Source organism: Pseudomonas sp. PS01299 (genome assembly GCF_029960145.1).
GTDB lineage: Bacteria > Pseudomonadota > Gammaproteobacteria > Pseudomonadales > Pseudomonadaceae > Aquipseudomonas > Aquipseudomonas putida_A.
This window is the reverse complement of sequence record NZ_JASCPO010000004.1, coordinates 21,151-44,917: the sequence shown is the minus strand read 5'-3', so window position 1 is coordinate 44,917 and position 23,767 is coordinate 21,151. Positions and strand designations below refer to the sequence as shown.

Here is a 23,767-nt window from a genome sequence, read left to right as displayed (position 1 = left end):
AGCCTACCCCCGATCCGCATGTAATAAGGCGAACAAAAGATAGCCAAATAGCCCTACGGCGAGCAGAAGAGAGACCCCATCGAAAATGTTCATTAAAATCCCCAAGCTATGGTTAACGGCGCTTGGTGAGAATTTTCTGCGGGACACCCGTAAATTAGCTAGGTGGACAGAGAGGAAATGAGTAAAGAGCACGTAAACACAATGAGATTGTATTCGACGTAGAGGACATATTCTTGTTACTAGATGGGGAAACCTGGTGCGCACGTCCTTGCCGTTGATCAACTTGAAGATCTCACGCAAGCAGGCCGGGTCGTATTCGGAGGGCACCGGATATTCCAATCGTTGAAGCGCACGTTGAGCACCTTGGCATACACCTAGAACGACTCAGCCACCTGGTCATTGAAGCTGGCAAAAAAGCGTAGGCTGTGGAGCAAGGTACGCCGGGCTTCAGGGAAATCGGTGCCTTATTTGTCGAGCTTTTCGATGATCGACACAAACTCATTGCCTCCCGCGTCGGTCGAGTGGTTGGGAGGGTTTTCCGGGTCGGCAGTCTCATTCAGGGTGATCGACCACGCGAAGTCAGAATAGATCACCACGAGCATTTCCTAGTGCTGGTTTTCCCGATTTTTTCGCCCCGTCTTTCAGTAGTTCTTCGGTCTTAGCGATCCATTGCCGCTGGCGAAGAAGGTACGGTGCGCGGTTCTTCAGGGGGGACTTGGGCGGCCACGCCGACGGACAGCCGGGCGGCGCGGAACACTTCGGGGTGGCGCTTGGCGTCACTGTCTGGCGCCTCGCCACGGGGCGGTCACCAGTTTTTGGCCGGTGACGCAACCGGAATATGACGTGAAGCCCACACTGGTGACATGGGTGGAGGTGAAAATCGCTCCGGACAACGTCTGGTAGTAAATATCCGTCAAGTTAGGCTGCGCCTGGCCAACGTCTTTCATCGCCTTGCCCATCCGCGACATCGGCGGGCGGGCGACGGAGGTTGCCTGCACGGTTTGCGGATCGTGATCCATCAGATCGTTGAAATAACTCAGCGAAAGCAGCGTGACATCAGTAGGCACCAGGGCACTGAACGAAAATCCCGAGCCCACCGGCCAAGCCTTGCGCGGTTCCCGGACGATGACCTGCACAAGTACGTCGAATACGCCGCGGTTCATGAATAACGGGCTGCCCCTCTCACTCGTTTGCGTCCCTTAACAGCGGAAGTTCAGTTCGAGCGTCTTGTAAAAATCAGTCCGTAAATAGCGTCGGCCACTCGTGGAAAAACCTCACAGTCGAGGGCGCCAAAAAAGCGACGCTGATTCGCTCTCATCGCGATAACCTAAGCAAGTGGCGACCCGCTCGCCACTTATCAACCGGCACGCTCACCAGGAGAGTACTGTGACTAAGGTTATGCGCAACAGTTCTTATCCCTACACTTAGCCCCTCCCCTATGCTCACGTCAACGGCAGGGGTCTGAACTTCGCTTACGTTAGACGATTGTTTGAGGGCACTGTCGAGGCCAACTTCCTAAGCTCAGCAAGCGCATTGATACGCCAGCAATTGCCCGATCACGGTTGCTCGCTGAATAGGCCAGCGGATCAGTACGTTTTTAAGGTAGGCATGCCAATTTATCAAAAGCACTCACATGTGTTGGCAAAACTTGCTAACGAAAATCGTTGGGATTTTGAGTCCTCGTACTCATCTGAGAACTCTAGGTTCTGGAGTTTGCAGACAGAGCGCGAGCCTATAATATTCAATGGGCCGGCCTTGATGTCGCGCGATTTGTCGGGGGGGATTATTCCAAGCTGACGGTAAGTACGCTTCGGACCTTCTTCGAAATGAGTCTGCCTCATCCTTGAACGCTTGGCGCCGCAATCCTAGGTCAGTCACAAATGGAAAAACCGAGTGTTGAGTACAGCAACCAGCAACGCTGGTTTGCCCTGACCAAGATAAACATCCTCTCAGCCCTGTCGCAGATCGTGCAGATCGGTACAGTCACTCCGCTGCTGTCGCTTTCGCTTGAGCGGCAAGGGGTCGAGCCGGCAAAAATCGGTGTGATTGTCAGCGCCTCGTGGCTGGCTATTTTACTGCTCTACAAATGGGTTCCACGCTTACTGGCCTATCAGGGGCTCGTAAGGACTAATATCCTCAGCGCAGTGCTGACTATTGCTGCGCTGATCGGTATGACCCTGACAACCCATCTGGTACTGATTTTTTCGCTGAACGTTTTGCTCGGCATCGGCTTGATCTTGCGCTGGATCGCGTGCGATACGTGGATCGTCGCGGTCGCCTCGAAAGATGAGCGTGGCCGGGCGATCGGCGTCCATGAGACCTTGATGGGCCTGGGTATTGCTGTAGGCCCGCTGCTGCTGATTGTATTTGGCGTCGGGAGCGCCGCACCTTACTACGCCTGTGCCGTGATGGTGTTGATGTCCGGCGCGCTGGCTTTAACCCTTAAGACCTACGACACGCAGCCGAAAACTCCAGTTGAAAAACGCCACGGCAAAATGTTCAGGGTCATCCCGACGGCTCTATGTGCCGCATTTATCGCAGGTTTTTCGGAAACCTCATCCGTATCGTTCCTTGCAGGCTACAGCCTCTCGGCCGGCTATCTGTTGACCGCCGCGACCCTCCTGATATCGGTCTTCGGAATTGGCGGCACCGCCCTTCAACTGCCGATCGGCTGGCTGGCTGACCGCAGCTCTTACAAGGTCGGCCAGCTAGTCTGCAGCCTGATACTGTTGCTGGGCACATTGGCCATTCCGCTCAGCCAGCCGCTTCCTTGGTTGGCGGCGATTATTGTGTTCCTCTGGGGAGGAGCCATCGGAGGCATGAACACCCTGGCCGTGATCGAAGCAGGAGGCCGGGTTGGCGAACATCAAGTGTCCACCGCCATGACGTCGATTGCGATTTTCTACACCTTGGGCAGCGTATTGGGCCCCATTGCCACTGGCGCCTTAGTGTCTTATATCAGTGAGCAAGGATTGATGATTTCAGTGGGCGCAGTCGGTGCGCTGTTCATTGCAATGGTGCTGTTGCGTGGTATTCCGCGATCACCGTGATACGTCCCAACTGCTTGGCTGAATATCCTAGCATGCCGCGACCCGGTACTCAGCAAGCCACATTCACGTATGTTTGCGCGATACCGAAAAAGGACAGCCCTGCGTATCTGTCGAGGCGCTGGGCCAGTTGCAGGACGTTTGACTGCTCGCGCTCGGCAAAACGCAAGGCTCCGTTCCTGAAAGCTCTGGCTGGCTTTGGTCGGCGGGATCGCTGGGAGAAAAATCTCCACATCGAATGTGCAGGCATGCTACCCAGCGCGTCGGACAGCGAGGCAATAGCGCTCTACTCGTGTACAAAGGTGTCGGGATGTTTATGGGCGATCCTGAGAGTCTTTAGGTTTCGTCGGGCAGGCTGTTTAGCTGATCATTTCTGCCTTTCCACAAACCATGGAGTTCCATTCACTTCCGGTAGATTGCTACATTGGGGGCACATCTGAGGGCATACGTTGGATGGTTTGAAAAGGATGCCCCCAGCCTGAAGTCCAACAGTTCCCTTCTAGAAAAGTCACCCGTTGTTGTTCCCACACACCGCGGTGTGAAGGTAGGCCGATGAGATGCTCTCCTCTGCCAAAGTGCGTGAGCAACCGAGTGATACCTCCTGTGCAATTAATATTTCAAGTGTAAGTCGCCAAGCTGAATTCAGGTATTACTCCGACGCTTTTCAAAACGCTGCCAAAAGTCGGCTGCTCACTCCAGGGGCCAGCAGGCTTTACCAGACCTCTAGTTGGACAAAGGCTGCTAACGGTAAAGAGCAAAAATTCAGTAGGCGCAGTTCCTTGTCTGCCTTGCTGCGATATCTGACACACAGGCAGTCGTGGTCTGACAGCCGCTCTCAGCAATTTTCCGTCGTACGTGTATGGTTGCTTTCGGTTAGTCTTGTCGACTAGGAGCAGGGGAACAAGATGCAATAGGACGCCTGCATTGGATTGTCGTCAAGGAAGTCAACCTTAGCATGCACATCACTTTTGGCCTTTTCTTGGATACCCGTCAGGGTCCGTCCCCGACGAACTTCTTCAATACCCCGATAGTGGGCCGCCTCGGATTCCTGTCCCTGCTGGAGACCTACCTTGGTCTAAGCGCGCCAGAAGCGTCCAAGGCCAGACGCGTGACCATCTACTCTGGCCTGCTGCGCGTCCATGACAACAACTCGCGCTTTTACAGTGAGTCCCTGAAGGCCGACAGTATTGGTACGGCTGCGCGCCTCCTGGCCTGGCGTGACGAGTGGCGGCTTGGCGGTTGGGACGGCAGCGCTAATCCAGAGCATGCTTCGCGAATCCAGGAGCTTGCCGCCATTGAAAAGGCAGCTCTCGAAACGCTGCCGCCCGGAGAGGCCGATCGCTTGCACCTGGTGATACAGGCTCTGAGTGCGTCCGCCCCCGGCCCCATCAAGTCAGTTCACCTGGTTGACCCGCCCGAGGATTTCCCGCTTCTCTGGCGGCAGGTGCTCGAGCGCCTGCCAGCGGTCGAAGTCCGACTTCCCGAGCCACAGGGAGAAGGCCAACTTCGTGCGTTGCAAGAGCAAGCCCTAACCGTTCTGGCTGGAGGCTCCGCGGGCAATCTGACCGTGCAGACCGACGGGAGTGTCTTGCTAGTGCACGCTCTCGCGGCCACGACCGCCGAACACTGGTTGAGCGCACAGCACTCGCACCAGCCCGGCGACCGGCTGATCCTGGCTGAGGATGCGGGCGACTCGCTAGATGTGTCGCTGTCCGCGACCGGCGGGGTCAACTGCGGGTTCGAACGCCCTAGTCAGCTCCGCCCAGCCCTACAGGCACTAATCCTTGCCTTGGAAATGTGCTGGGAACCAATAGACATGAACCGACTGCTGGATTTCCTGACGCACCCAGTGGGCCCATTCAGTCGTCCTGCGAGAGGCAGGCTCGCTCGTGCTGTCGCCAAGCAGCCTGGAATTGGGAGCGAAGCCTGGACGGCGGCTAAGGCCAAGATCGCAGCGGGTAACAATGCCCAGGAAGTAGCAGATGAAATTACCTTCTGGCTGGAGTCAGAGCGCTGGTCACGCACCGATGGAGTGCCGGTCGATGCACTGATTGCTCGCGTCGCCCGGATGAAGGAGGCTATGCGGCTTCGCCTCTCAGGTGAATCCGCTGATGCGGCGAGTTTTACGGCGGCGCATAGCCAATGTGCGGCTGTCCATGAAGCATTGATCGAGCTGGCTCGGCAAGGGTTGGCCACGGTGCTGCCTCGGCAAGTCGAGCAGTTGGTCGCCCACGCCACGCCCGCAGGGGCAACCAACCCCGCAGCGGTTTCCCATGTCGGTTGCATGCGCTCGACCAGCACCGCAGCCGCGTGCATCGAAGCAGCTGATGAGGTGATCTGGTGGATGCCATCTACGCCTGCCCTGCCCTCGCCTCTGCCTTGGTCTCCTGCCGAGGTGAACGCTCTTACACAATTAGGTGTGCAGTTGCGAGACCCGGCGCGTGAGCTTGTATCGTTAGCACTGAAGTGGCTGCGGCCACTACTTGCTGCGAGAAAAAGATTCATCATCGTCTGCCCTCCCCCCGGTACAGAAGTACATCCGATTCGCCAGATTCTTAAGAAGCTCGTACCGGATATCGAGTCCGCTTCGCTTGACCTGGACATTGCACTCGACTCCACACTTCTCGGGGTAACCGCTGAGGTGCTTGCACCTCAGTCGCTGCCAGCTACTCCACGACACATCCAACTCCCTCATCCCGTGCAGCTCGGCGACGTTTTACAGTCGTTCACTACGCTCAACGAACTCTTCAATGACGCAGCCCTATTCGTTCTGAAACGAGTGGCGAAGCTGGATCCGACCTCCGTCCTGGCGGTGGATGAGGACAACCGCTTGCTGGGTATCCTCGCTCATCGGGTACTCGAGAAACTCTTCGCGCACAACGATGCCTTGAGTTTGTCAAACTCCGATGCCCTTGCGTGGTTCCGCGCCGAAGCAGACTCGCTCTTGCTGACTGAAGGCGCTGTACTACTCATGCAGGGCGCAGGAGTAACGCAGCAGCACTTCCGGAAGGTTTGCGAACTAGCCATCGGCAGTCTCCTCGATCACCTCAGGCTCGCTGGTGCCGTTCAGGTTCAGACGGAGGTGGAGCTCAGAGGAACCTTGGGAGCAGTCCCGCTGATCGGCAAAATTGACCTCTTGGTCACGCTTGGTGACAAGCGAACTGTCGCCGTGGACATAAAATGGAGAGGCGATACCTACTACGCCGGGCTGCTTCGCTCTGGTGAACACCTACAGTTGGCCCTCTACTCCAGCCTTATAGAGCAAACAAGCGGTGTCGCACCCGCTGCGCTTGGCTACTTCATCCTAGAAAGCGGCGGACTGTACATCAGCGCTGCTGACATTTTCCCAAAAGCGCAGGTTAGAAGACCGCCGGACGGCGCAACCGTCTCCAGCATACTAGACCGCGCGCGCGCTACGTGGAAATGGCGCAAGGAACAACTGGATGAAGGGACCATCGAAGTCGTTCCGGAAGATCCGAGCGACGAGTTCCAGGGCCCTGAGGGAACCCTTCCGGTCAAAGGTCCAAGCAAATGGGACCGAGACCACCTTATCTTGCTGGGAGGCTGGAAATGATGAACAACATCGAATTCATCAGTGCAGGCGCCGGCAGTGGCAAGACCTACAAGCTGACTGAAACACTCGCCCAAGCCCTAGAGTCGGGCACAGCCCGCCCTCACGCCATCTTGGCCACGACCTTCACCGTGAAGGCCGCTACCGAGCTGCGTGAACGCGCTCGCTCCTGGCTGCTTGAAAAGGGACGTATCGACCTGGCCACAGCTATCGGCCAGGCCCGCTTGGGCACCGTCAATAGCGTTTGCGGCCAGATGCTCAAGCGGTTCTGCTTTGAGCTGGGGCTTTCTCCCGATCAGACTGTATTGGGCGAAGGTCAATCCAAGAGACTGCTCAAAGCTACACTTGCAGAGTCGATGGAAGCCGACGCTCAAACGGAACTGGTTCGGCTCACAGAGCGGTTCGGTATCGAGCAGGCGGACTGGTCCAAGACTGTTGAGGCTGTCGTTAAGGCCGCGCTCGACAACGATATCGGGCCGGATGAACTTCGAGTGATGGGTTCCCAGAATGCAGACGCGATGCTCACGAATTGGCCTACTCCGGCTACGGGGGTGGATCCGACCGAAGCATTGGCGACTGCGCTGGCCGAAGCGTACAGGGGAGTGGCGGCATACGTAGAACAGCAGCAAGCTGCCGATGTCAAAGTTGCAGACAACCTATTAAAAGGCCTAGAGGGACTCCAGAAGCTGGATCGACTCTTCCGTGAAGGCCGCTGGAGCTGGCCAGACTGGATCGGTGCAGCCGGGTTCGACGCCGGCGCCAAAGTCAGAGATATCGTAGCACCAGTCAAATCCGCAGCGCAGGCCCATGAGTCTCACCCGGCTTTTCATGCCGAGGTCCGCCAGTACCTTGACCACGTCTTCAACCTAGCCGCCGACGTTCTCAATGCATATGAGCAGGCTAAGAAGGCGCTGGGTGCCGTCGACTTCAGCGACCAAGAGGTGTTGCTGCTACGTGCGTTGAGGACAAAGCCAGCTGTCCGTGAAGTCTTGGCTGCAGAACTGGATCTGATCATGATTGATGAGTTCCAGGACACCAGCCCGCTCCAACTGGCGCTTTTCATCGAGCTGGCCAAGCTAGCTAAGAAGTCGGTGTGGGTCGGCGACCCCAAACAGGCTATCTACGGCTTCCGCGGTACTGACGCAAGCCTCATTTCCGGCGTTCTCAATGCCATCAAGGACTGGGGCGGAATCGTAGGGAAGGCCCTGGACACTTCCAGACGCTCCAACGAAAGCCTGGTCTCGCTCACCAATGGTCTATTCAACTCTGCATTTGAGCCCGAGCTGACGCCCGAGCAGGTTCGGTTGCAGTCACTGCGCAAGGACATTCCGGACCAGCCTGCGCTATTGAACTGGAACTTCGAGAGCAGTCGAAACGACTCGGATTACCTATGTCTTGGTCAGGCCATCCGCGAGCTGTTGGAATCCGGGACCAAGGTCGAAGACAAGGACACCAAGGAGCTCCGCCCGATTCAGGCCGGCGATATTGGAGTGTTGTGTCGCTACAACGACCAGGTCGAATTTGCCGTCACGTCACTCACCCGCTGGGGCATTCCGTCAGCCAGCCCACGCTCCGGCTTGTTGGGGGCCGCCGAAGCCATCTATGTCATGGCCTGTCTGAGGCGTATGAACGACCCAACCGACACTGTCGCCACGGCGCTGGTTATAACACTGGCCGACAGCACTCCGATCGAAACCTGGCTTGCAGACAGGCTGCAGCACCTCGCCACGGATGAGGCCAAGCCATACGAGTGGCTGACGACGGGCGATAGCGCTCATGAACTGATCGCCCGATTGGAAAAACTGCGCCCGACGCTAACGGCTTTGACGCCACTGGAGGTGCTACGACTTGCCGCTGCTGAGTCCCAAGTAGCAAGACTGGCCGGCCAATGGTCCACCTCCCCCCATGAGAGCCGCAACCGGATGTCAAACGTCGAGGCACTGGTTGAGCTCGGAAAGACTTTCGAGGACGAGTGCGTCGCCGCGAAGCGGCCAGCGACGGTAAGTGGCATGCTTCGTTGGCTGGATGAACTCGCTAGTCAAGAGGATGATAATCGGGCTACTTCTGCAGGCAACGCAGTCTCGGTTCTCACTTATCACGGGGCAAAGGGACTGGAGTGGCCAGTTGTCGTGCTGACAAGCCTCGATGCGATAGCACGTACTTCGCTTTGGGGCGTGCGCGCGAGGACAGTTGGAGGCTTCGACCCGCAGCAGCCACTCGCCAACCGCTTCGTCCACTGCTGGTTAAAGAGCTGGGGCAAGCGGTCCCAGCCCCAGGCCGCACTCAATGCCGAAGCCAGCGTAACTGGCCAAGCCATGCAGGCAGAGGCATTGGCGGAGAACAAGCGTCTTCTATACGTGGGCCTGACCCGCGCACGTGACATAAACGTAGCACTATCTTTCGTGCGTAAATCAGGACCGGGCCGCGCCTGGGTTGGCGAGATTCAAGGCGCAGCCGAGCTGTTGTTCGGTGACTCAGAAATCGTAACGACACCCGAAGGCAAGCAGCTCTCCAGACTATCGAAGTCCTGGAGCAAGGATGAGTGCTCAGCGGAGCCACCTTCCACAGCCCCCGAGGCCTGCCACTGGTTTACAGCTCGTCCGCGCGTGCAGGCCGAACCTTTGTGGCACCGACCGAGTTCTGCTTCGGGCGGTACATTCACAGTTGTCGAGACCGACGCCGTCGGAGTTCGGCTAAGTCTGGCAGGCAAGCCCGACATGGCATCGCTGGGCACTGCGCTCCACCTGTGCATCGCACGCGCCGGCGTGCTTGGCGGTATTTCTCCCCCTGACGTCGAGCGCATCCTGAAGATCTGGGCCGTGGCTGATTCTGTAGATAAGGATGCCGTGTGCACCCAGACCTCAGCGTTCCAAGCTTGGGTAGCCAAGCGCTGGCCTGACTGTCCCGTTTACGTCGAAGTGCCCATCGAAGCCAATGGCCCTAACGGCACTCGTATCCGGGGCCGCATCGACTTGCTGGTTGAACTGCCAGATAGTTGGATTCTCATGGACCACAAGTCGAACCCCGGTGGCTCAGCCAGAGACCAGGACCTGGTGGCGGAGCACGGCCCGCAGCTCGAGTCCTATGGTCATGCCCTTCTCAACGCGACCGGCAAGCCCGTGAGCGAGCGATGGCTCTACATGCCGGTCGCTGCACGAGCAGTCCGCCTCTCCTGACGCTCCCAGAAGCGTACCGGACTTAGTTAAGTAGAAACACGAGGGAAAGCAGAGATGGATGTGAAGTTCCTGTCGGCTTCGCAGACGCAGTCGACACTCATAGCACTGGTTGAGAACTGCGACTCGATGCAATGGGCAGTAGCCTGGGCGACCGAGAACGCGGTCTTCGAGGCAGCGATGAAAGACAGCTCGAAGTTCGAGCACTTCGTTGTCGGCACTCATATGTTCCAGACGCAGCCCGAGGTGCTTGAGCGGCAGCAGCGCTAGCGGCCGCAGCCGTCGTTCCTCCTACGGGCGACCTGTTCCACCCGAAGGTCTACCTGTTTCGTAACGGGCAACGCATACGCTGCGTGGTCGGGAGCCCAAATCTCACGAAGGCGGCGATGAGCCGAAACGTCGAGGCGAGCGTGCTGCTTGATGGCTCGCTCGACGATGCAGTGCTGGTAGAGCTCAGTCGCTTCATCGCAGAAGCGTGGAAGGGGGCGGAGGACATCTCTCACGAGTTCCTCTTTCGGTACCGTCACCAGTACGCAGCTAAGACGGCTGCGCGACAGGAACTGATCAAATTCGCTGACGTTCGGCCACCTTCTAAGCCGAATACCAAGCGCGCGCCACATGACATGAGCTGGGCGGACTACCTCGTGCAGGTCCGAAGCTCATCACACCCGTCTGAGCACCTGTTTAAGGAGCGCTTGGGCGTTCTGACAAAGGCTCGCGCCCTTTTTGCGACTGGCATACCCTACGCGAAGTGGAACGAGGACGACCGCAAGCTGGTCGCCGGCACTCTCGGGCGCAAGAAGTCTCAGCAGCCAGGCGTGGACTACGGGCTTTTCGGGAGCATGGGCGCAAGTGGGACGTTCGCGAACCTGGTCATCGAAGCGCCCACAGATCTCTCCCACGCCCTCGATTTCATCCCGTTGATGGGCGCGGTCACGCAGGGCGACTACGACCGCTACGGCAAAGCGTTCAGAGCAGCCTTCGATCAGGACGGGCGAGTCGGCGGACTACCGACCGCGACTAGGCTCTTGGTGATGAAGCGGCCTGACGCATTCGTGTGCATCGATTCGGCCAACCGGAAGGACTTGTGCGAAAACTTCGGTGTCAGCCCGAGCACAACGAACCTGGAGAACTACTGGCAGCGCATCATTGAGCCGATGCACGGTGATCCGTGGTGGAGACATCCGCAGCCGAGCAATGCGGCTGACGCAGAAATCTGGTTGGGACGCGCAGCGCTTCTGGACGCGATCTACTACACGCCCCGTTGAGCGTGCAGCTCTTCGACTTCCTGCGGACGCAGGACACGTCCATCCCCCCCTTGAAACCGCCGAGGTTCACAGATGGTGAAGAAGTCGCTGACTTGGTCATCGTCAAAAAATCTACATCCTGGCAAAGCCTATATAAATTAATAGCTTAAATTTAAATCCAGCCCATCAAACCGCCCTTTTCGCGTATCGCAGTATCACTAGACCACCGCGCTTAAACGTTAAAGCGAAACAATAGAACAACTTTCCGGCGTCAGAAAGCCAACAAAAATCTCTCCAATCTGCGGTTTACAAGACGACATTTACATGGTGATATCTTTGTGCCATTTATGAGTGTCATATCTATCCGTGAAGGGAGTCAACGTGAGCGTCAAGAGCAAAGGCTATCCAGCCACCGCTGTGTCTACGTGGAGCGGCTACGTCTACCAAGGGAAAATTGCACTATATCACTCCCTCAAGTTAATCCATCAGGGCGACTTAGATTTTGAGCTTCAACTAGATAGCAGCGACGATTTCGCCATTTACAAAAGCGGCGCACTTGTAAGCGCTCATCAAGTAAAAGCCAAGATTGGAACGTACAAAAGCGAGTACATCGAGGCACTGGAAAAATCATCTGCTGTCGAGTACGATCGAGTTAAAGGCGTATCACGATACTTCCATGTATCGGTCCAACTCAACGATACCGATGATTACACCGGAAACAACAACGAGCTGGTTAAATTCTACTCGTACGGGAACAACAAATATTGCGGTCTAGGCGAGATCGAAGGCCTCACAAAAGCTGTCATCAAAGAAATATGCAGCAGCAACTCCATCCTGCTAACCGACGAGCTCTTGCACTACAACTACTGCCTTCTGTCTGAAAAGATAAGCACACAAGCAGTCGCGATTCACCGAATGGTACAGGTCGACCGAGAAAAGGCCAACAAGGCAGCGTATGAAAGCCGTATTACAGCTCAGAGCCTAATAGACGATATTGTTAACAAGAACCCATACAACAACACTGAGTATTATGCGATCGATCTGAAGGCAAAGCTGCACAGCCATCTGGAAGACAGACTCGATCAAGCCTTACCTGGTATGAGCGACGCCTCGTACGGGCGAGCGCGTCGGCTCTTCGAACATATTCGGGATTCAGAAGCCAGCGACATGCAGACGCTTTGTCAATTGATAAAGCCATCAGAGCGTTTCTCCAGCATACAAAAAGCAGATATCCGGCGTTATTCCGGCCTTATCGAGGACATGTCGATTGAGCCGATTTTTAAACAATTCCCGCACTATCTGGACAGTGACAAGCGATTCTATCTTCCGACGGCCCTCGACCTTCCCTTCGTTGATGACCACGAGGGTTGCACTGTAGACCTGCTGGGAGAGATGGATACCAACGGAGATTTACTCAAGCTGCTGTTTGAGTACAACAACCTGATCCCCAGCAGATCTTCCGAGTCTTTCATCATCAACACCAAGTTCACGCACCCCAACGACCTTGACGATCAGCAGGTCAGAGACCGCATTGACAGCAACATTCTCAAATCATTTTGTTTAAGCATCGTGACTAAAGAAGACGCAGAGGCTCGTTTGAATGATAAATAAAATTATTGATGAGGCGCTCATTTATCATGGATTCACCAAAGACTTTGAAACCGACCTTACGAGCTTCTACGTTCGGGAATCCGGCTCCGCCATCCGCTTTGCGATTTTGCACAAGCTGGATCACTTACCCAGTCCCACCGAACTAAATGCTCTTATTAATCAATCGGCCCCCGACTCCTTCCTGAACCATCCAACATTCAAGAAAAACTGTGACCTCATCTGCATTCATCACCTGAACCACCTAGCTGAATTCAAAGACCAGGAAGAACAGATTTTTGCGATTGAAGAGGACCCTCACTTCTTCAAGAAATATGTACTTTACTACAGTGATACTGAGCAGCATGCCATCCAGGACTATACCTTCAACGAACTAGTGGCCACTGTCTCGGACAAGAGCCAGTTCAGCAACTACAAGGAAGACCCTCTGGCCGCTACGCACTACAGTGTTGCAGCAAAGATTTTCATCAAGCTTCCTTTTCTTGAGCTCCCGTTCACCCGAGGTGAGCTTATTTCCTTGCGCCTGCAAGCAGCCGACGCCGTAGCCGAAGCAGGCCTTGATGAAACCTACACAATCATCCAGAAACTCACGTCGAATAACGCTGAAGAATTGATCACGGAGCTGATGAGCAATGAAATGGAAAATAGCGCGGATTGAAGTTTCTCGATTCAAGGCTTTTAAACACGTCAATTTGGATCTTGGCACCTCATCGCTGCTAACGCTCGACGGGCCGAACGGGTACGGAAAAACCAGTGTCTTCGATGCTGTCGAGCTGTTGCTCACGGGTCAGATCAAGCGGATCGACAATCTTTTTTCGACATTGATGACGAAGCTCAAAACAAACTATGACGACAACCTCTTCTGGAACCAGCGCACCGATCAAAAAGACCTGAGCATCAAAATCGAATTCCATGATGGGGACAAACGCTTGGTTCTGGCCCGGCATGCGCCCGTAAAAGCGTTCGACAAGAAATCGAACAACCGAGCCGACAAGTTCAAGCACTTCAAGCTGTATGAACTCCCCGATTTCGAATCGAAAGCCTTCACGCCGGCCAACCTGCGTGAGAACGAGTTTCTAGACGAAGTCTTCGGCAGAAACTTCCGGGAAAATTTCACCTTCCTCAACTACCTTGAGCAAGGGCAGAACAAACTGCTTCACACGCGGGTAGACGAGCGTAAAGACCAGCTTGGCAACCTGTTCAACATCAACGATGTTGCAGCTGAGATTGAAAATTGCCGCTCACTCTCGACAAGGTTCACAAAATTCCTAGGGGACGAAAAACGCAAAGCTGATGAAGAAGCGCTTAACAATGAGTGCACAGCCCTGCGCGCGATGGTGCAAGCCGATCTGGGAAATATTGATTACAAAAAGCTGTCCACGGTTGAGGTTGGGCCGGGTTGGGATAAGGAAGATCCCTTCCCCACCTACGACTCAGAGATTCACACCCAGTTCTCGAACGCCATTCGCAAGCTAAATGGCCTGCTCCCTCAGAAAGCAGCCATTCGGGTCAGAGCTCAGAATGATGCCATCAATGCGGACATCGAGTCGCACGCGGAGTCGCTGAGCAGCTTGGCACTGCTGGGCACCGACTTGAACAAACTAGATGACCTGGAACAGATCAAAAAGGAGCTCGACGGGCTCGATAAAGCAGCCAAAATCGTCAAGAAAGGTGCTTCCGCCATCACTGCTGAGCAGGCACGAACACTGCCAAGTTGGGCTGCTGGTCGACTTGAATGGTTTGAAGAGCAAATCAAAGCGCGTAATGACCTGAACATCAAGAACACAGCCAATGACAGCGCCGCTGCCGAACTGGCCCGACTGAAGCAGCAGTTGCTTGATGAGCACGCCAAGCTCTATCCGGACGACAAGTTTTGCCCGTTGTGCGGGAATGACTGGAAAACTCACGTTGCAATGCTCGAAGCGATTGAGGTCAGAGCCCAAAAAATCTCTGACACCTTAGGAAAGGATGGGAAGGCACTCGTCGCGCTGACCACTGCGATGACCACTGAGTTGGGCACCATTGATACATTCATTCAGGGGCGCGAAGCGATCCTGAAACCTGGGTACAACGAGGCACTGCATCAGGCACTGGCCAAAGTTGAAACCCGCCTCCCTGCAATCCAGCAGCTCCTGGAACGGCTCAGGGGCGAAGGCATTCTGATCACCTTCACATTCAACAACGACGAAGTGGTGACAGAGGCTCGCCTGGAAGAACTGCGAAAATCGATGCACGCCAAGAAAACGGACGAGACAGTGGTGCTCCCTGACGATTGGCGGCAAACCATCGAAGCAGTCTTCAAGGACTTGCAGGATTTTTACATTTTCGACGCTCAGGATCTGGCAAAAAAAGAGCTCTACATCACGATCAAAGCCAACGAAGCGCAGAGCAGCCGACTTCAAAAATGCCTTGAAGAACTGCAGAAAATGCAACGCGAGACGGAGGCCGCCACCAGAGCAAAGGGCAAGGTCATCCAGCTGCGCGCTACCTTGGAGAAAGCGGAGCAGAAGTATGCAGATCAGACCATCTCGGAGATCGAGCTCATCTTCCACATCTACAGTGGGCGACTGATCCAGAACTACCAACGCGGCCTGGGGTTGTTCATCGAGAGCCGAGATGGCAAGCAGCTCAGGTTCCTGACGGCAGAAAAATCTGAGCATGACGCGGTCATGTCCATGAGCACGGGCCAGGTGTCGGCGCTGAGCCTGGCCTTCTTCCTGTCGCTCAACAAGGTCTACGCAGAAGTCCCGCTTATCCTCATCGACGATCCATCCCAATCTCTAGACGAGGTGAACATCGCATCTCTGACCGACCTGCTCCGCTGTGAGCTCAAACATAGCCAGTTGATCGTGTCGTCGCACGAGGACGATATCTCGGCGTACATGCGCTACCGCTTCAACCGGGCCGGTCTGACGACGAGCTCGCTCAACATGCAACGCTTGGCCAAGCAAGCGTCCTAATGGTCACCGCGTAGCAATTCAGCGACAGGAGTAACCGGAGCGAGTCATCGATACTGACGCCTTCGAGGTCGGGGTGCATGGAGCGCCCCGGGTACATCAATGCTGCGACATTACTAAGCAAGATCAATGATGACTGCGCGAAGCCTTCGATATCCAATGCTTATTGTCCGCAGCCGGCACAACGATCATTTTGTCGCTAGCCTACGACTGAGCGGCTGCAGATAAATTATCGATAGAGGCTTTGTTTAAGCCTAGTTCATAAGGCTGGGATAAGAGTTGCTCAAGCCCTATGCCCTCTTGTGGCAGACAGTCGCCCTCCTTCCACACATCGTGGACTTCCTGAGCGAGTTCAGGTATCCACGAAGTAACCGCTTGGTTGTCACCTGCGTAAAGGATGGGCAGTGGCCTGTGGCGACCGATAGTCAGCAGCTTTCGGTAGAGCCAGATCGCCGGGTACAGCTGGGTCTTATGCTTAGAGTTGTATCGCAGCGGTATTGAAACACCCTCGGGGTCCAGATCTCCGAAGTATTCCGCTCCGTCACCGTCAACCTCCCTGATGACTTCATCCAGCGCTGTACCCGTCGACGTAATGGCGCTACCCGCGCCATATACGACGGCCGCGTAGCGATGTGCGGTGTCGTTCCATTCGCCAAGGCTGAAGAACGTGTGATGGTTCTCCACGACCAGCACCGGCCGCCCTGGTTTGCCAGGCTGCTGTCGGTAAGGCAAGGGAAGGTCCACCTTTCTGGCACCAATCGCCGACAGAGCAAGCCTGCCGCCAAAAAGTGCATTGGATCGCACCCTGGCATCGAGGTATTTCTCATCCCCGAACATCTCAAGCGATCGCTCGCGCAACGGCACCGTCATAAAGCGCCCCTTGCGGCGGATGAGCCATTCGTTGACGACCTTGGCAGTCACCTTTTCGCTTTCCGTCAATTGCATCCAAAACCCCAATTCCGGCATCCAGGAAACGGTTGTCCAGTCTGGTTTCAACACCGAGATCGTTTCAACGATGACGGTGATAAACATGGGCATGGCCGGATTGCCAATCCGCTCGAAACTGCGGGGAGAAGGAAGTCTCAGGATGCCTTGCTCATCTCCAGCCCTAAGGGCTTCCATGAGTAACCTATCCCGATTGGGATGCTGTTGGAGCTCTGGATGGTGTTCTATCCAGAGGCTCCTTAACTTCAGCAGCTCTATGCGCTTTTTACGGCTGCCGCGCAACGCTTCAAAAAAAGCAATGTTCATCAATTTGTACCTGCTCTTTGCACCACAGTATTGAAGGTTGCAGTCGCCATCTGAATATGAGATCGCCCACTTTTCACGCCCTCCTTGCGCAGACGGATCACCCGCTGAAAGCCGGCAAGGATGTTCACATCCTTCATGGCTGTGAAGAAAATCAACTGCACACCAATGGCCTCGGCCAGCATGATCTGTACATCAATCAACGCCCGGGTCTGTACCTTGGCAAACGGATTATCAAGAATAAGGGGACACCCGCCTCCACGCTTAGTGACGGCCTGATGGGTACGCCGCAATTGGCTCATCATCAGGTACATGAACATGGCGATGACCACCCCTTGGCCACCAGACTTTTTCAGCCTCCCGGCATCCTGGTACTGGTGATCAGCATTCTGCTCCATTTGCAATAATTGCAAACCGAACGCGCGTTGTGGGGAAAGGTTAATCATGCCGGCTGCGACCAGGTCCGCGCCGTGTTCAGGAATGACCTTAGTCTCTATCAACGCGTTCAAGTAATGCCGAATAGAAGCCTTTCCGGTTTCCGTCGAAACACCTGTAATCGGATGACGCATCTTCATGATGACTTTGCCACCGACATAGGGGGCGCCTTTTGGCACCATGACCTCGCAAGCTTTCTTCAGGACACTCATGCCCTCTTCTACCAACTGATGCACTTCGCCCACGCAATTCTCAAAGTCGGGCAGCATGCCGTCGAGCTCAGACTGAGAGGCATCCGTACGCTCAACGATCAGCATCATCAGTCGCTCAAAATCACTGCAGGTGGTTTCAAATGAGTTGCTCGACAGCTCGTGCGCGAGGGCCGGATCGACTTCCTGCACGGCCTTTGATTTCACCACATCAGTAAACCCTACGAAGTGCGCCTGAGCCAATTTCCGGGCTTCGTCCAAGCCGCCACTGAGCTGCTTGTGGCGGTCGAGCACCTCGTTCAGTTGTGCATCACCGTCACCTTCAAGCTCAATAAACTCGGGAGCGGCAGCCTCATGAGGAACCGCAGAACTGAGCATTTTCTTATGTTTGTTCAGCACATCGACATTCTTCTTGCTTTGAGCACGCCCCTGCAATGCTTTCTCGGCTGCTTCTTGATCACAGACCAGACTGGTCTCAAGCTGCTCCGTATTTTCCTGGACCACCACGATGTGTTGCGCCAGTTCATCATCGCTGAGTGACAAGACGTCATCGGAGGGTTGAGGGGGATTGACCTTGGCAAAGAAAGCACGCTTGTCATTGCTGGCCACCGCGTGCGCGTTCGATGACGATAAAAATGCCTGCTCGTACAAACTGACCTGCGCTGCCTGGGTCGAGCGTTCATGTGCCAGATCGAGGTCGAGCAGGTCGATCACGGCCTCTTCGCGCAGATCGGAATAATCAGCCCTGTATTCGCTACGCAGTGTCGCTTCCGTTTCACGCCGTTGTTGAAGGGCTATTCGGCGAGCACCCAATCGGTCGGATTCCGCGGTATCAAAAAAAAGCTTTTCGGTGTCATAGGTTTCGATCAGTGCCTGCAGATTGAAATCATGTTTGAGGATTGCGTTGCAATCGAAACCGGGATCGAAGATCACGGTTGTTGGCGCTGATTGAAAACTGACCCACCCTGCCGATTGAAAATTGACCCAGGACGGATTGCTGATTTTTGCCCCAGCAATTGTGGATAAGCTTAGCAGCAGTGTTCTGGTTGACGACGCATCCAGCCCCACCGCATGTAGGCATGCAGCAGGGCGTTTATGACGCGGATCAAAACGGCTGATCGTCCTCGATATCATCTTCATCCTTGCGCTTTCGTTCTCGTGATTTGATCTTTGTCCGGGCGGCCAAGGTGCTGTGTTGAAGGCGGTAAGACTCGTTGCCCGTTTCGACGATGTGGCAGTGGTGCGTCAGCCGATCCAGCAACGCTGTAGTCATCTTGGCGTCACCAAATACGCTCGACCATTCTGAGAAGCTGAGGTTGGTGGTGATAACCACGCTGGTGTGCTCGTACAGTTTCGACAGCAGGTGAAATAACAGGGCGCCGCCACTCTGGCTGAAGGGCAAATACCCCAGCTCATCAAGTATCACCAGGTCTGTGCGAAGCAGTCCCTGGGCGATTCGGCCTGCCTTGCCATCGTACTTTTCACGCTCCAGCAGATTCACCAGATCCACCGTGGAAAAGAAGCGCACGCGTTTGTTGTGGGCCGTAATTCCGGACACCGCCAAGGCGCTGGCCAAGTGTGTTTTCCCGGTTCCAGGGCCGCCAATGAACACGACATTCTGCGCGGTCTCAGTGAACGCCAAGCTGGATAGATCGCTGACCAACCGGGCATCAGCGCTGGAAGCGCTGAAGTCAAAGCCAGCTAAATCACGGTGCATGGGGAGTTTGGCCATGTTCATCTGGTGGTTCACCGAGCGCACCGCGCGATCCGCCTGTTCCTGTTGAAGCAGATGCTCCAGCAGCCATTTCGATGAAGCCGTCGAGGCGGTTCCTTGAGAGACCAGTTCGTCCCAAGCACTGGCCATGCCGTGCAGGCGCAGTTCTTTGAGTTCTGTCATTAAGTCACGCATTGCGGTTCTCCTCATCGGTCGTGCGGAGCCGGTCGTAGCGCGCCGTATTGGCAACAGGCGCCACCTTGAGTTGCAGGCTGGTTTCTACGCAGGGAGGTGGTGCCGTGGAGGTCAGGCGGGCAAGGACATTGAGGATGTGATCGGCGCTCAGATTTCCCGACTCAAGTACCAGCGCCACCGCCACCAGCACCGGTTCGAGACCGGCGATAGGCACAGCAGCCAGTACCTGCATCATGATTCGATCACCGTTGGTGTGACGCCTCAGTCCCCGTTTGAGAAGCAGTAACGGCTTCGGTAGATCGGCAAATGGCGCACCATTACGCAGTGCACCAGGCTTGCGTTCGATAAGCGGGATGTAATGCTGCCAGTCAAAACTTACCTGATCTCTATCAAAGAGGCGCTCGTGGCTGGCGATCACCGTTTCATCGGCGATGACCACGATTCGCGAAGGATACAGACGGCTGCTGACCCACTGGCCGACTCGCTCACATGGCACTGAGTAGCGATTTCGCGCCACGCTGATCAGGCAGGTGCTGGAGACCCGCACGGTACGTTCGACGTAGCCATCAAATGCTGTCGGCATCGGCATCATTTCAACCCGCTCCAGCTCTAAGACCTCGGCCACCGTCAGCCCGCTGTACTGCGGATGCACCAGCTCGCTCCAGAGCGACCGGCAGCGTTGACCGAGCCAGATATTCAGCTCTTCGAAGGTGTGAAACATGCAGTCTTGAGCGTCGATCCAGATGCGCCGTCGGCTGTCTTGGACGTTCTTTTCGACGATGCCTTTTTCCCAACCCGAGGCGACGTTGCAGAAGTCCGGGTCGAACAGATAGTGGGCACACATGACAGCAAACCGGGCATTGACCGTGCGGCCTTTGCCTTTGTTGACCTTGTCGACAGCCGTTTTCATGTTGTCGTAAATGCCGCGACGCGGCACTCCGCCAAGCGCTCCAAACGAGCGGGTATGGGCGTCGAACAACATCTCGTGGCCTTGGCTGGGATAGGCAACCAACCAGAACGCGCGACTGGCGCAGAGCTTCATGTGAGAGACCTGGATGCGGCGAAACAGCCCGCCGATCAGCAGACCTTCTTCGCTCCAGTCAAATTGAAAGGCCTCACCGAGCGCAAACGTCAGTGGCACAAAAGCGCGTAAAGACTTGCCTTGCTCGCCTCGCCAAGTGCGCACAAACGCCGTGAGCTGGCTGTAGCCACCGTCATAGCCCTCGGCCTTAATCTGTTCGAAAAGTGCTTTGGCGCTTCTACGGTTGTGCTTTGCCCGGAACGAATCGGCTTTCAGCGCCTGTTCTAGCGTGTCGTGGAACGGGCTGAGTTTATTGAAGATTGCGCAACGTTGGTACGCCGGCTGAGTGGCTTCGGGCGCTCTGACCCACTTTCGGATGGTGTTTCTCGACAGCCCGGTACGCTTGGCTATCTGATGCAGCGAGAGCTTGTCGCGGAAGTACATCCGCCGGATTTTTCCCAACATTTCCATGCTGATCACCCTGTGTTCTCCTGCTCGAAAAGTGAGCAGAAGCAGTTGAACACCTGGGTCAGTTTTCAGTCGGCAGAACAGCCTCTACTGGGTCAGTTTTCGGTCAGCGGCAACAATCACGGTAACATCCTTACGACTCAAGAGTTGCCTTGCATCGACTGCAAGGTCGAACTGCAATTGCTTCGAGTGGGTGATAATTCCTTCCTTCTGTTCGATCGCTCTCCCAAAGCGGTCACTTTCTGATTCTGCCTCTTCCAGAGAGGCTTGTACCGTTGCCAGCTGCTGCTTCCACTGCGCAAGCGGCTGCTCATACTGATGCGAGTAACGCTCCAGACGCTGGATCATGCTCGCCTGATTGGCGATTTCATTTGGAATCGATTCAATCTCTCCCTCAAGCCCCTTTGCACGCTCCGACACTTCACTGACTTCTTCCAGACACGCTGCCCGCAGGGTCGCGAATGCCTGTTCTTCCTCGTAGTGAGTTTGAATGTTTCGCTCAAGCTCAGCGATTCGCACAGCGCCGAAGCGTTCCTGATAATCCATGAGTTTGTTGGAAGCATCACGAGCATCGCTGCGGCGTTGAATGTGCGCGTCGCGCGTCTCTAAGATTTCAGCGATTCGTCGTTCAAAATCGATCAGCGCTGCGGCCGCGGCCTCTAGGTTATAGGCAGAGTTGTCTTCTGCCGGTATCACGACTCGATCGAATGCAGCAACGGCCACATCAAGGGTGGCGAGGGCGATTGTCACCGGAGTGCTCAGGGGTAAGTCAGCCCCCGCAACAATTTTTCGTGATTTCCCCCACTCTTCAGAGGCCACACAGACGCCGAGAAACCGGGCTGGGTCGGAGGCGACCAGTCGACGGGCCTCATCAGCATCGGGGACCAGGTTTGCAATGTAGGAGTTAGTTGCTCGCGCAGAATGAATGCCAGCGGATCGAAGTAGCCGGACAACTTGATCGACGTCATCACTCTGGCCCGCAAGTTCGGATTCTTCAATGGACTGCCTGGCGCGCTGGAGGTTGGCCAGGCGAATATCCCGCTCCAACACTTCACGATCCATGGATTGGATAAATTCGTTAACGGTGCCCAGCAGAGTCAGGGAGTCAGGATCACATCGCTCGGCTTCGACCACCGAACACAGCAACCGATTTTGTTGAAGGTCTTCTTGAAGGGTTCTGGCATCGCCGACTTCTCTGTTCAGGTTTTGTTGGATGTGCGCTTGCGCTTGGGCCTGTAACTTATGCTGCTCTGCTTGTTCACGAAGACGGCCGATGTATTGTTCATGACCCGCTCGTTCAGCACGCAAAGCCTCAAGGCGGGTTTGCGCTTGGGCAATGGCCGCTGTAATTCTTTCGATCGCAGCAGCTGCGTCATGATCGAACGCGTCAAGTACTCCATCGTCCAGCAAGCCTGTGCGTTGAATCTCGGCATTATTGATGTCGGTCCCGACTTTCGCTTCCTCCAGCTGGAGCGCCCTAATGGATAAGCTCAACGTTTTAATTTGGGCCTTGGCTTGAGCCACTGCCTCAGCAGCCTCCAGCTCAATATTTTTCTGCGCTATGTGTTTGTCGTCGTTCTGCTTGAGCAGAATATCGATAGCGCCACGAAGCAGCGCTCCCTGCGTTTCGAGCTTTTCCTTGATCGGGCGCAAGCCCTCAACTTCTTCTGCTAGTGATTGTTCTTCAATGAGAACGCGTTCATGGGCGCTGATGATTTTCTTGTACGAAATGGCGCCGTTGAGATGCCTCAAACGCAATTGAGCTGCATCCCTACTTGCCTCGGCCTCTTTGCATGCCACTGCAGTGCGATCCACACTGCGCGTGTGCTGTAAAGCATGCATGGAAAGCGTGGATGCTCGCTGATTGACCAGAAGCTCCTGCTTTTCCAACATACGTGGGTTGAGGCTATCGATCACGTCGCTAAAATAAGTGACCTGTTTTTCCTCACTTAAACGAGCCAGCTCCATGGCCGCAGCCAGGCCCGACGCGTGGCGCAACAATCCGGTTCGCGCTTCAAGTGCACGCTCAAAAGCTTTAGACGATTCACCCAGTGGCTTCATGGCTCCCAGGATTCTGGCCAACTGAATAAGCCGCGCTTCAAGACGAGGCTTATTCTGATATTTGTCAGCCACATTCACCACGGTATTGCGTACCGTTTGAGCGCGCTCAGGGTCCATCGTCAGTGCCATGAGCTTACGAACAAGATCCTCTTCATCCTTGAAGGTCAGGAAGCCGCTTTCCAGGCCGCCTTCCTGCCCGTTGAATTGTCGCTGCATGACCAGAAGATCGAGATCCAGTAGCCGCGTAGTAGCAAGGTGCGTGATCCAATCGTGCTGACTGCGGGTCGAGTAAAAGTCTTCAGGGGACTTCCTGTTCATCTGGGTGAGCCATTGATTGAGCTCTCCCATCGTGTTGACTCCAAGCATGCTGACGCCAGGGGCCGGAATATCTTCAAAGGCTATGCCGTGCTGGGATTCAAACGCGAAAAACACCCGATCAACGTCGTTACCGCGTTCAATGACATCTCGCGTCGCAACGGCTTGGGCAATGACCAACTTGTAGTCCTTGCCCCCAGGCAGCCTTGAAGGCATCGACCATTCGATGATGATGAAAGATGGCTTTCCGTCTTTAGCGAAATAGTCATTGAACTGGTGGTTGGGGTTCTGCATGTGCTGAATGAACAGATCCCGGCGCGGCTCGAAGATGCTGAACACATACGACAGCAACGAGGTTTTGCCACCGGTGTTCTCAAGGTTGACAATTGCGTTGACCGCCTCGTGCGTATCCGGCGCAGTGAAGTCGAGCAAGGTCTGGTCGTACCAGGCAGTGGCAGTACCGTAGCGACAAACATGCATTCGGGTAATTTTTTGCAT

Annotated in this window: 14 protein-coding genes and 1 pseudogene; 8 read left to right on the top strand and 7 right to left on the bottom strand. The window is 55.3% G+C overall.

Translation table 11 applies throughout. From position 1 onward, the window contains the following. Nucleotides 1-3: 3 nt before the first annotated feature. Both kdpF and QMX91_RS02135 read right to left on the bottom strand, forming a co-directional pair. Nucleotides 4-93 carry a K(+)-transporting ATPase subunit F gene (kdpF, locus tag QMX91_RS02140; protein WP_221734005.1) on the bottom strand — a complete coding sequence of 30 codons (90 nt, stop codon included), beginning with the start codon at nt 91-93 and terminating at the stop codon, nt 4-6. 153 nt (nt 94-246) lie between these two features. Continuing rightward, nucleotides 247-1,145 (bottom strand): annotated as a pseudogene (locus QMX91_RS02135) (D-arabinono-1,4-lactone oxidase); the annotation flags it as partial. A gap of 735 nt (nt 1,146-1,880) precedes the next feature. Here QMX91_RS02135 and QMX91_RS02130 point away from each other — a divergent pair. The 8 genes from QMX91_RS02130 to QMX91_RS02095 all read left to right on the top strand — a co-directional run bounded on the left by QMX91_RS02130 (nt 1,881) and on the right by QMX91_RS02095 (nt 15,606). Further along, a complete protein-coding gene (locus QMX91_RS02130) occupies nt 1,881-3,050 on the top strand; it encodes an MFS transporter (RefSeq protein ID WP_221733992.1) in 1,170 nt (389 codons plus the stop codon). A 952-nt stretch (nt 3,051-4,002) separates the two neighbouring features. Then, nucleotides 4,003-6,621 (top strand): PD-(D/E)XK nuclease family protein, encoded by a 2,619-nt coding sequence (locus QMX91_RS02125; protein WP_260456172.1) that lies wholly within the window; start codon nt 4,003-4,005, stop codon nt 6,619-6,621. After that, nucleotides 6,618-9,794, top strand: a complete 3,177-nt coding sequence (locus tag QMX91_RS02120) for a UvrD-helicase domain-containing protein (protein ID WP_221733991.1) — start codon at nt 6,618-6,620, stop codon at nt 9,792-9,794. Before QMX91_RS02125 ends, QMX91_RS02120 begins: the two co-directional genes overlap by 4 nt. Before the next feature lie 54 nt (nt 9,795-9,848). Continuing rightward, the gene (locus QMX91_RS02115) at nt 9,849-10,061 is read left to right on the top strand and encodes a hypothetical protein (RefSeq protein WP_221733990.1); all 213 of its coding nucleotides are present in this window, start codon (nt 9,849-9,851) and stop codon (nt 10,059-10,061) included. Nucleotides 10,062-10,177: 116 nt separating this feature from the next. Beyond that, nucleotides 10,178-11,059 carry a hypothetical protein gene (locus tag QMX91_RS02110; RefSeq protein ID WP_221733989.1) on the top strand — a complete coding sequence of 294 codons (882 nt, stop codon included), beginning with the start codon at nt 10,178-10,180 and terminating at the stop codon, nt 11,057-11,059. A 360-nt stretch (nt 11,060-11,419) separates the two neighbouring features. Next, nucleotides 11,420-12,649, top strand: a complete 1,230-nt coding sequence (locus tag QMX91_RS02105; protein ID WP_102592360.1) for an ABC-three component system protein — start codon at nt 11,420-11,422, stop codon at nt 12,647-12,649. Continuing rightward, entirely contained in the window at nt 12,639-13,304 is a 666-nt protein-coding gene (locus tag QMX91_RS02100) for an ABC-three component system middle component 1 (RefSeq protein ID WP_102592361.1), read from the top strand. Before QMX91_RS02105 ends, QMX91_RS02100 begins: the two co-directional genes overlap by 11 nt. Then, a complete protein-coding gene (locus QMX91_RS02095) occupies nt 13,279-15,606 on the top strand; it encodes an AAA family ATPase (protein ID WP_102592362.1) in 2,328 nt (775 codons plus the stop codon). The genes QMX91_RS02100 and QMX91_RS02095 overlap by 26 nt, the downstream gene beginning before the upstream one ends. A gap of 201 nt (nt 15,607-15,807) precedes the next feature. On the opposite strand, the gene QMX91_RS02090 is transcribed toward QMX91_RS02095, so the two are convergent. The 5 genes from QMX91_RS02090 to QMX91_RS02070 form a co-directional block, all read right to left on the bottom strand. After that, nucleotides 15,808-16,854 (bottom strand): Wadjet anti-phage system protein JetD domain-containing protein, encoded by a 1,047-nt coding sequence (locus QMX91_RS02090; RefSeq protein ID WP_137206526.1) that lies wholly within the window; start codon nt 16,852-16,854, stop codon nt 15,808-15,810. Then, nucleotides 16,854-18,635, bottom strand: coding sequence for a hypothetical protein (locus tag QMX91_RS02085; RefSeq protein WP_282412180.1), 1,782 nt, complete (start codon nt 18,633-18,635; stop codon nt 16,854-16,856). Before QMX91_RS02085 ends, QMX91_RS02090 begins: the two co-directional genes overlap by 1 nt. Next, nucleotides 18,601-19,404 carry an IS21-like element ISPsy20 family helper ATPase IstB gene (gene istB / locus QMX91_RS02080; RefSeq protein ID WP_282412179.1) on the bottom strand — a complete coding sequence of 268 codons (804 nt, stop codon included), beginning with the start codon at nt 19,402-19,404 and terminating at the stop codon, nt 18,601-18,603. Before istB ends, QMX91_RS02085 begins: the two co-directional genes overlap by 35 nt. Next, complete coding sequence (gene istA / locus QMX91_RS02075) at nt 19,397-20,896, bottom strand: IS21 family transposase (protein ID WP_282412181.1); 1,500 nt, start codon at nt 20,894-20,896, stop codon at nt 19,397-19,399. The genes istB and istA overlap by 8 nt, the downstream gene beginning before the upstream one ends. 84 nt (nt 20,897-20,980) lie before the next feature. After that, on the bottom strand, nt 20,981-23,767 hold the full coding sequence (locus tag QMX91_RS02070; protein WP_282412178.1) for a hypothetical protein: 2,787 nt from the start codon (nt 23,765-23,767) through the stop codon (nt 20,981-20,983).

What these genes read in the sequence shown, in the direction of transcription:
- istB (WP_282412179.1), bottom strand. Translation starts at nt 19,404, where the DNA reads ATGCGTGACTTAATGACAGAACTCAAAGAACTGCGCCTGCACGGCATG.
- QMX91_RS02090 (WP_137206526.1), bottom strand. Translation starts at nt 16,854, where the DNA reads ATGAACATTGCTTTTTTTGAAGCGTTGCGCGGCAGCCGTAAAAAGCGC.
- QMX91_RS02095 (WP_102592362.1), top strand. Translation starts at nt 13,279, where the DNA reads ATGAAATGGAAAATAGCGCGGATTGAAGTTTCTCGATTCAAGGCTTTT.
- kdpF (WP_221734005.1), bottom strand. Translation starts at nt 93, where the DNA reads ATGAACATTTTCGATGGGGTCTCTCTTCTGCTCGCCGTAGGGCTATTT.
- QMX91_RS02130 (WP_221733992.1), top strand. Translation starts at nt 1,881, where the DNA reads ATGGAAAAACCGAGTGTTGAGTACAGCAACCAGCAACGCTGGTTTGCC.
- QMX91_RS02085 (WP_282412180.1), bottom strand. Translation starts at nt 18,635, where the DNA reads ATGAAGATGATATCGAGGACGATCAGCCGTTTTGATCCGCGTCATAAA.
- QMX91_RS02125 (WP_260456172.1), top strand. Translation starts at nt 4,003, where the DNA reads ATGCACATCACTTTTGGCCTTTTCTTGGATACCCGTCAGGGTCCGTCC.
- QMX91_RS02115 (WP_221733990.1), top strand. Translation starts at nt 9,849, where the DNA reads ATGGATGTGAAGTTCCTGTCGGCTTCGCAGACGCAGTCGACACTCATA.
- QMX91_RS02110 (WP_221733989.1), top strand. Translation starts at nt 10,178, where the DNA reads ATGAGCCGAAACGTCGAGGCGAGCGTGCTGCTTGATGGCTCGCTCGAC.
- QMX91_RS02100 (WP_102592361.1), top strand. Translation starts at nt 12,639, where the DNA reads ATGATAAATAAAATTATTGATGAGGCGCTCATTTATCATGGATTCACC.
- QMX91_RS02070 (WP_282412178.1), bottom strand. Translation starts at nt 23,767, where the DNA reads ATGCAAAAAATTACCCGAATGCATGTTTGTCGCTACGGTACTGCCACT.
- istA (WP_282412181.1), bottom strand. Translation starts at nt 20,896, where the DNA reads ATGGAAATGTTGGGAAAAATCCGGCGGATGTACTTCCGCGACAAGCTC.
- QMX91_RS02120 (WP_221733991.1), top strand. Translation starts at nt 6,618, where the DNA reads ATGATGAACAACATCGAATTCATCAGTGCAGGCGCCGGCAGTGGCAAG.